The organism is Saccharopolyspora sp. NPDC002578 (genome assembly GCF_053592695.1).
In genome coordinates this window covers 161,140-169,184 of record NZ_JBSFWJ010000005.1, presented here as the reverse complement: position 1 = coordinate 169,184, position 8,045 = coordinate 161,140, and the positions used below count along the sequence as shown (strand labels likewise).

Here is an 8,045-nt window from a genome sequence, read left to right as displayed (position 1 = left end):
CAGTCGGTCTCTCGCTGCGGTATCTTTTCCCCGTGTGGCCCCGCCACGCGGCAAAAAGCTGTCCTCGCGAGAGACCGACTGAGAACCCGCGGGTGGTCGACTTCTCGACGTGGGCTATGTGCTCCGCACATACAGGCACGGCCTACGGCCGCAAAGCAGGCTTGCTTCGCAGCCCAAAGCACGGCTTCGCTGCACAGTGCGCGGCTTCGCCGCAAAGGCACGGCCTTTGGCCGCGAGGCAGGCTTGGCTTCGCTGCCCGGGGCATGGGTTTTGCTTGGTTTGGTGGGGTTAGCCGACTCGGTGGAGCCAGCTGACTGGGGCTCCGTCTCCGGCGTGGCGGAAGAGTTCCAGTTCCTGGTCCCACGCCGCGCCGAGCAGCTGGTCGACGCGGTGGGTGAACGATTCGGAGCCCCGGCTGTTGGCGGCGAGGGTGCGCAGCTGGTCTTCGCTCACCACGATGTCGCCGTTGGCGCTGGTGCGTGCGTTCCACAGGCCGAGTCCGGGGACGTGGCAGAACCGCTGCCCGTCGATGCCCGGACTGGGGTCCTCGGTGATCTCGAACCGGAGCATCGGCCACGCGCGCAACGCGGTGACCAAGCGGGACCCCGTTCCGGGTTCCCCGGTCCAGGTGAGTTCGGCGCGCAACTGCCCAGGCGCCGCGGGTTGCGCCGTCCAGCGGAGTTCGGTCCGCATGCCGAGTGCGCCGGCGACGGCCCACTCGATGTGCGGACAGACCGCAGACGGCGACGAGTGGACGTAGACCACGCCACTGGTGCTGCCACGGGTGCTCACTGCTGACCTCCGCTGTTCGACGAGGGACGTCTTCCCCTACGACCTCGTCCGGCGGTGGCCCGGCCGCCGATCATCCGCGTCGCGGTGGATCGGTGGTGTGCGGCGTCATTCTGCACGGGCGTTGACCACGCCCGCCACATGAAGTTGATGAACTGCCCGACCGGGGCACGTCGTTCCGATACCGTTCGCGGGACTCCCCCGTTCCTGCCGGAGCGAGGTCCTCGCAGTTCCAGGGCCGCCCGAGCGGACGAACCGGTGCCCCGGACGGCCCAGTCCCGCAGGTGCGGACGAGTGTCGGATACCACTCGAATGGGGGAGCACGCGCAGTAGGCGACAATGCCTGCCGGACCCGGCGGCCGTAGACCGACCGGGCGAGTGGAGCTCGATCGCGGGAACGGAGACGACCATGCGGGTGGTGCGGCTCGGCAAGGAGCCGACCAAGATCGGCGCGGACATCCGGGCGGCCATCGCGGCGTGGGGTCCCGGCAGCGGTGTCTTCGGCGGGGTCGCCGTCTTCGGCGCCGAACCGCCGGGCGCGCCGCGCACGCTGGACGCGGTCCTGGTGCTGCCGCGCGGCATCGTGGTCGTCGTCGGCACCGATCTCCCGGAGTCCGCGCTCGCCGTGGAGGCGCCGGTGCAGACCCCGTGGACGGTCGACGGCTGGCCGCTGCTGCGCCAGACCGCCGCGATGAACCCGGCGCTGGAAGCGCTGGAATCGGCCGCCGCGCTGGCCCGCGCGTTGCAGTCCCGCGACGCGGAGCCGATGCCCGTCGCCGCCATCGTCGCGCTCGGCCCCTACGTCGCCCGGATCACCCAGCCGACGAACGACCTGCACCGCGGCGTGCGGGTGCTGTACCCGTCCACGACGAGCATGCTCGCCGCCGTCCGCGAACTCGCCACCTACGAACGCGCCTGCGGCGTCGAGCCGGCGCGGAAGGTGCTGCGCATCCTCGACGAACGCGCGGGCCGGCTCTCCGTCGCGGAGCTGACCGCGGAGGGCTTCCCCGATTCCGTGACCCCCGACCTCGCGTCGGCGAACACGCTGCTGATCCCGAAGGTGCGCGACGAGGAACCGGCGCCGGTTCCGGCCGCGGCACCGGCCGGGCTGCGCGCTCGGCTGGGCGGCCTGTCGCGGCGCACGGTGCTGACCGCGCTCGGCGCGGCCGCCGCCGTGCTCGCCGGGGCGGTGCTGTCCTCGGTGTGGGCGGGTGCTTCGGGCTCGACCCGGGACATGACCGCGCAGCAGGTGGACGGGGTCTCGTTCGAGCGCACCGCGGCCGACCTCGGCGGCGACTGCGCCGAAGCCTCGTTCGGCGACGTGCGGGCCTGGTTCCAGCGGCATCCGTGCGAGTCGCTGTCCAGGCAGGTCTTCGACAGCGAAGCCGCGGGCCGGGCGGCCACCACGTCCCTCGCGGTGGTGGACCTCGGTGACGCGACACCGGCGCGGAACCTGCGGGAACTGCTGAACACTCCGGGTTCCGGCGGTCTCTCCGACCCGGCCGCCGAACCCGGTCCGCCCGCCGAGTTCGACGGCGCGGCGCGGGCGGTGCAGCAGACCGGCTCCCAGGTGCGGATCGTGCAGGCGGCCTGGGCCTCCGGGAAGTCCGATCCGGACGACGTCTCGCTGCGCGTGCTCGCCGAACGCGGATTGCGGTTGCGCGCGCCCGAGTAGGCCGCCGCGCGGCACCGGTGGAACCCGCCGAGCGCGGATTCCACCGGTCGCCCGTGATCAGCCCCAGAAGGTCGCGGGAACGCACCCGGCGTCGGCGCACGCCGGTGCCACCGGGCGCACGTCCGCACCGTCCACCAGCCACTGCCTGCCGTCCGCGACCGACACCAGGTACCGTCCAACCCGGTCCACGGACAGCTGCACCTGCTCCGCGGCGAGCGCGCCGCCGGTGTCGAACGGGACGCCGCCACCGACCGCGGCGCCGCTGTCCCGGTCGAGCGTGCTGATCCGCATCCGCTCGGCGGGCGGGTTGCCGCATTCGGCCGGGGTGAGCACCGCGACGTCGCTGTCGGACCAGGCCACCGCCTGCGGGGCGCACGCCCCGGCGGGAGGCGTCGGCATCGGAGCGCCCAGTTCGGTGGCGCCGGGAGCCACCACGTGGATCTCGGACCGGGACGTGAGCACCGCGAGCCGTCCCTCGCGGTCCACCGCCAGGTCGAGCGCCTGCTCGCCCGCGGGCAACCCGATCCGCTGCGGCCCGCCGGTTCCGTCGACCACCACGTCGTCGCCCTCCGCGTAGGCGAGCCGACCACCGCCGGCCGCCAGCGCGGTGTCCGTGCCGGTGCGGTGCGCGACCGGCCTGATGATCCGATCGGGCCCGAGCACGACTATGTCGCTGCCGCCCGCGGCCGGGACGGTCGCGTAGACGCGGTCGCCGTCGGCGGCGAGGCCGCCTTGCACGGGTCCTCCGACGTCGGCGAGCACCTCGTGCTGCTTGCCGGTGAGCACGTCGAACGAGGCGAGCGTGCCCGGTTCCGGCGCCGCGACGTAGCTGTTCGGCGCGATGCTGACCGGCTCCGCCTGGCGCGGACTGGTGCCGGGCACCACCGCCAGCGCGACCAGGAACACCGCGGAGGCGGCCACCGCCACCCCTCCCGCGGCGATCAGCGGGCGCCGGGACGGTCGCCGCGATCGGCGCTGGCGGGCCGCGAGCAGCCGCGGCAGCGTGTCGCCGCGCGGCTCGACGTCGTCCACCAGCGCGCGCAGCCCGCTGCGCAGCTCGTCGACGGCCTGCGTGTCGTCTGGATCCCTCACACCCGCTCCCGCAGCAAATCCGAAAGCCGAGCCACTCCCCGCGAGCAGTACGACTTGACCGCACCCTGACTCACGCCCATCAGCTGCGCGGTCCGCGCCTCGCTGAAGTCGGCGTAGTACCGCAGCACCACCGCTTCCCGCTGCCTGCGCGGCAGGTGGGTGAGGGCGTCCGCGAGCACTGCGCGGTCCAGGCCGCGTCCGGTGTCGTCCGGCCGCGAGTCCTCGGTGGCGATCCGGGGTTGGTAGCGCTTGGCGACCATGCGGCGGCGCAGCACCGACCGAGCCCGGTTGAGCACCGCCTGCCGCAGGAACGCCAGCGCCTTGTCCGGGTCGCGCAGCCGCGTCCTGGAGTCGAAGACCCGCACGTACGCGTCCTGCACGATGTCCTCGGCCGAAGCCCGGTCATCGACGAGCAGCACCGCGATCCGCAGCAGTTGCCGGTAGTTGTCCTGGTAGAGCTCGGTGAGTTTGGTCGTCAGTTCATCCATGGCCGCCAGCCCGTCGCCCGGCCAGGCGGTCACGGGCAATGCGATCGAAACCGTCACATCTCTGCATGACGCCCGAGACCCCCTTCGCGGTTGGCAGCCGACGCGGACCAGATTTCCCGATCGAAGCTCCGACCGGCGGAGAGGCGCAGCTTACCGTCCGCCACGAGTGCGGTCGCGGAGTGATCGTCCGGATCGGCCGCCGACCGCGGCGGCCCCGAGCGCGCGGGTGCCTCGTCCGGGTGGCCGATTCGCCCGCGCACGGGCTCGCTCGCCGCCCCGGCGGCGCGTTGCTCCACAAAGGACCGCAACGGCCCCGCGGGCCGCTCCCCCGGGCCTCGACAGCGGGTAAGAATCACCACACCACAAGATCACCCGTTTGACGTCGTCGCTGGTCAGCCGATCATCGGCACCCTCACTCGCCCGTTTGGCAGCCGATGCCGCCGGGTCTTCGTTCGACTACCGTTCGGCAGCGGGACAGCACGGTTCCACACCCGGCACGCGATGGGAGGATAGGCGGCCTCCCGGCCGCCTCAACCGGCCATGAAGTTCGGCATCTCGACGTTCAACACCGATGAGGGCATCGGCCCAGCGGAACTCGGGCGCGCGCTGGAGGACCGCGGTTTCGACTCGCTCTTCCTCGCCGAGCACACCCACGTTCCCGCGAGCCGCGACACCCCGTATCCCGGCGGCGGTGACCTGCCGCGGATCTACTACCGCACGCTCGACCCGTTCGTGAGCCTCACCGCGGCGGCCGCGGTGACCGAGAACCTGTTGCTGGGCACCGGGATCGCGCTCATGATCCAGCGCGATCCGATCACCACCGCGAAGGAGGTCGCCAGCCTCGACCTCGTCTCCCGAGGCAGGGCGATCTTCGGCATCGGCGCGGGGTGGAGCCGCGACGAGATGCGCAACCACGGCACCGATCCGGGCAGGCGCGGCGCGCTGATGGACGAGCGGATCCGGGCCATGCGGGAGATCTGGACGAAGGAGCTCGCCGAGTTCCACGGCGAGCACGTGGACTTCGACCCGATCTACTCGTGGCCGAAGCCGGTGCAGCAACCGCATCCGCCGATCTACATCGGCGGCGAGAGCAAGCGCTCCTTCGACCGGGTCGCCGAGTACGGCGGGGGCTGGCTGCCCCGCGCGGGCACCGAGAACCTCGGCGACCTGATCGCGAAGGTGCGCGAGCACGCGGGCTGGCGGGTCCCGGTGTCGCTGTACGCGGCGCCGAAGGACTCGGTGGTCGAGGAGTACGCGGAGGCCGGGGTGGATCGGATCTTGTTCTACCTGCCGACCAAGCCGCGGGACGAGTCGCTGGAGCGGCTCGACCTGCTGGCCGGTGTGGTGACCGAGCACAGCTGAGCCGTGAGGGGCCGCCGGTGCGGCGACGGCCCCTTACATCCTGGTTACTTCCCGGTCTTGCACTGGACATGGGGGACATCGCAGGCAGATCCTTGCGACTGCTTTGCAGATCGGTGCGATCACAACGGCAAGTTGCATGCACAACTGCTTTGATCGCGGAACGGAGACCGGGGACGGTGGGGAACACGACGACGACGGCGCCGACGGACGAGGCGTCGCCGCAACGCAAGTGGAGTCCGAAGCAGATCGTCGTGTGGGTGCTGGTGGCCGTGATCGGCGCCATCTCCTGGGGAGTCATCGCGCTCGGCCGCGGCGAGGAGATCTCCGCCGCCTGGCTGGTGTTCGCCGCGCTCGCCTCCTACGCGATCGGATACCGGTTCTACGCGCGGTTCATCGCCTACCGGGTGCTGCGGGTGGACGACACCCGCGCGACACCGGCGGAGCGGCTGAACAACGCCACCGACTTCCAGCCCACGGACCGCAGAGTCCTGTTCGGGCACCACTTCGCCGCCATCGCGGGCGCGGGCCCGCTCGTCGGCCCGGTGCTGGCCGCGCAGATGGGGTACCTGCCCGGCACGATCTGGATCATCGTCGGCGTCGTGTTCGCCGGCGCCGTGCAGGACATGGTGGTGCTGTTCTTCTCCACCCGCCGCGACGGCCGCAGCCTCGGCCAGATGGCCCGCGAGGAGATCGGCCCGGTCGGCGGCATCGCGGCGCTGATCGCCGTGCTCGCGATCATGATCATCCTGCTGGCGGTGCTGGCGCTGGTCGTGGTCGGCGCGCTGAAGGACTCGCCGTGGGGCACCTTCTCCATCGGGATGACCATCCCCATCGCCCTGTTCATGGGCATCTACCTGCGCTACCTGCGGCCCGGCCGGATCATCGAGACCTCGATCATCGGCATCGTCCTGCTGCTGCTGAGCATCATCGGCGGCAGCTGGGTCGCCGATTCCGCACTGGCCGAGACGTTCACGCTCTCCGGCAACCAGGTCGTGCTCGCGCTGGTGGTGTACGGCTTCATCGCCTCGGTGCTGCCGGTGTGGATGCTGCTGGCGCCGCGGGACTACCTGAGCACGTTCATGAAGGTCGGCGTCATCGTGATGCTGGCGGTGTCGATCCTGATCGCGATGCCGGTGATGAAGACCGAGGCGATCACCGAGTTCGCCTGGAACGGCCAGGGCCCGGTCTTCGCGGGCACGCTGTTCCCGTTCGTGTTCATCCAGATCGCCTGCGGTGCGCTCTCCGGCTTCCACGCGCTGGTGTCCTCGGGGACCACGCCGAAGCTGATCGAGAAGGAGTCGCAGGTCCGCGTCATCGGCTACGGCGGGATGCTCACCGAGTCGTTCGTGGCGATCATGGCGCTGGCCGCGGCCTGCATCATCGACCCCGGCATGTACTACGCGATGAACATGCCCAGTGCAGCGCTCGGCGACACGTTGCAGTCCGCGTCGCAAGCCGTCGCCGGAGTGGGCTTCCAGATCACCCCCGAACAGCTCGCCGCCGCGGCCGCCGCCGTGGACGAGGAGACGCTGGTGGGCCGCAGCGGCGGCGCCCCGACGCTCGCGCTCGGGCTCTCGGAGGTGTTCTCGCAGGTCCTCGGCGGGGACGCGATGCGGGCGTTCTGGTACCACTTCGCGGTCATGTTCGAGGCGCTGTTCATCCTCACCACCGTCGACGCCGGGACCCGCGTCGGGCGGTTCATGATCCAGGACACCGTCGGCAACGTGTGGAAGCGCTTCGGCGACGTGACCTGGAAGCCCGGCATCTGGATCTCCAGCGCCGCCATCGTCGGCGGCTGGGGCTACTTCCTGTGGACCGGCGTGAACGACCCGCTGGGCGGCATCAACCAGCTGTTCCCGCTGTTCGGCATCGCCAACCAGCTGCTCGCGGCGGTGGCGCTGGCGGTGGCCACCACGGTCCTGATCAAGTCCGGGCGCGCGAAGTACGCCTGGGTGACGATCGTCCCGCTGGCCTGGGACGCGGTCGTGACGCTGACGGCGAGCTGGCAGAAGGTGTTCTCCGCCGACCCGAAGCTGGGCTTCTTCTCCCAGCGCGCCGCGTACCAGGCGGCGATCGACGCCGGGCAGACCAGCAAGGGCTCGGCGGGCTCCGTCGAGGAGATGCGCCAGGTGGTCACGAACTCCACCGTGTGCGGCGTGCTCAGCGTGCTGTTCGCGGTGCTGATCCTCATCGTGCTGGTCGACGCGATCCGGGTGTGGATTCAGGCGCTGCGCAGCACTCAGCCGCTGAAGGACACCGAAACGCCGCACACCGAGTCGCAGCTGTGGGCACCGGCCGGTCTCATCCCCACCGCTGAAGAGCGGCGCATCCAGCGGGAACGCCGCGAACCGGAGGACCGCCAGGAAGTGGGCGCGGGCACGTGAGTTCCCGGACGCCTTCCTCGCGGGCGGTGCTGTCCCGGCTGGGACGCTCCGCCCGCGAGGCCTGGCAGATCGCCCGCGGCATCGTCGGCGAAACCGCCTACGAGCGGTACCTGGAGCACCACCGCCACCACCACGCGAGCAGCACGCCGCTGGGCGAGCGCGAGTTCTGGCGGCGCCACGTCGACCGCGGCGACACCCACCCCGGCTCCCGCTGCTGCTGAGCCGGGCGGGCAGCGCCCTGCGGCCGTTCGGGCA

General features: G+C 71.4%; 7 protein-coding genes. 4 read left to right on the top strand and 3 right to left on the bottom strand.

Annotation, left to right across the window (positions count from 1 at the left end; translation table 11 throughout):
• Positions 1-288: 288 nt before the first annotated feature.
• Entirely contained in the window at positions 289-792 is a 504-nt protein-coding gene (locus tag ACWD38_RS04895; protein WP_184477747.1) for a DUF3145 family protein, read from the bottom strand.
• A 406-nt stretch (positions 793-1,198) separates the two neighbouring features.
• Here ACWD38_RS04895 and ACWD38_RS04890 point away from each other — a divergent pair, with 406 nt between their 5' ends.
• Entirely contained in the window at positions 1,199-2,464 is a 1,266-nt protein-coding gene (locus tag ACWD38_RS04890; protein ID WP_450123369.1) for a hypothetical protein, read from the top strand.
• A 57-nt stretch (positions 2,465-2,521) separates the two neighbouring features.
• Here ACWD38_RS04890 and ACWD38_RS04885 read toward each other — a convergent pair whose 3' ends face one another.
• Positions 2,522-3,556 (bottom strand): hypothetical protein, encoded by a 1,035-nt coding sequence (locus tag ACWD38_RS04885; RefSeq protein WP_184477745.1) that lies wholly within the window; start codon positions 3,554-3,556, stop codon positions 2,522-2,524.
• Positions 3,553-4,077: a SigE family RNA polymerase sigma factor gene (locus ACWD38_RS04880; RefSeq protein ID WP_343071240.1), complete on the bottom strand. Its 525-nt coding sequence runs from the start codon at positions 4,075-4,077 to the stop codon at positions 3,553-3,555. Before ACWD38_RS04880 ends, ACWD38_RS04885 begins: the two co-directional genes overlap by 4 nt.
• Before the next feature lie 507 nt (positions 4,078-4,584).
• Between ACWD38_RS04880 and ACWD38_RS04875 the strand changes: the two genes are divergently transcribed.
• The 3 genes from ACWD38_RS04875 (at position 4,585) to ACWD38_RS04865 (ending at position 8,011) form a co-directional block, all read left to right on the top strand.
• A complete protein-coding gene (locus ACWD38_RS04875; protein ID WP_184477744.1) occupies positions 4,585-5,406 on the top strand; it encodes an LLM class F420-dependent oxidoreductase in 822 nt (273 codons plus the stop codon).
• Between the two features lie 245 nt (positions 5,407-5,651).
• On the top strand, positions 5,652-7,790 hold the full coding sequence (locus tag ACWD38_RS04870) for a carbon starvation CstA family protein (protein ID WP_450123371.1): 2,139 nt from the start codon (positions 5,652-5,654) through the stop codon (positions 7,788-7,790).
• Positions 7,787-8,011, top strand: a complete 225-nt coding sequence (locus ACWD38_RS04865) for a YbdD/YjiX family protein (protein ID WP_343071239.1) — start codon at positions 7,787-7,789, stop codon at positions 8,009-8,011. The genes ACWD38_RS04870 and ACWD38_RS04865 overlap by 4 nt, the downstream gene beginning before the upstream one ends.
• The last annotated feature ends 34 nt before the right edge of the window (positions 8,012-8,045 follow it).

Bases quoted from the DNA above. Each gene is read 5' to 3' on its own strand.
- ACWD38_RS04890 (WP_450123369.1), top strand. From the start codon at position 1,199: ATGCGGGTGGTGCGGCTCGGCAAGGAGCCGACCAAGATCGGCGCGGAC.
- ACWD38_RS04875 (WP_184477744.1), top strand. From the start codon at position 4,585: ATGAAGTTCGGCATCTCGACGTTCAACACCGATGAGGGCATCGGCCCA.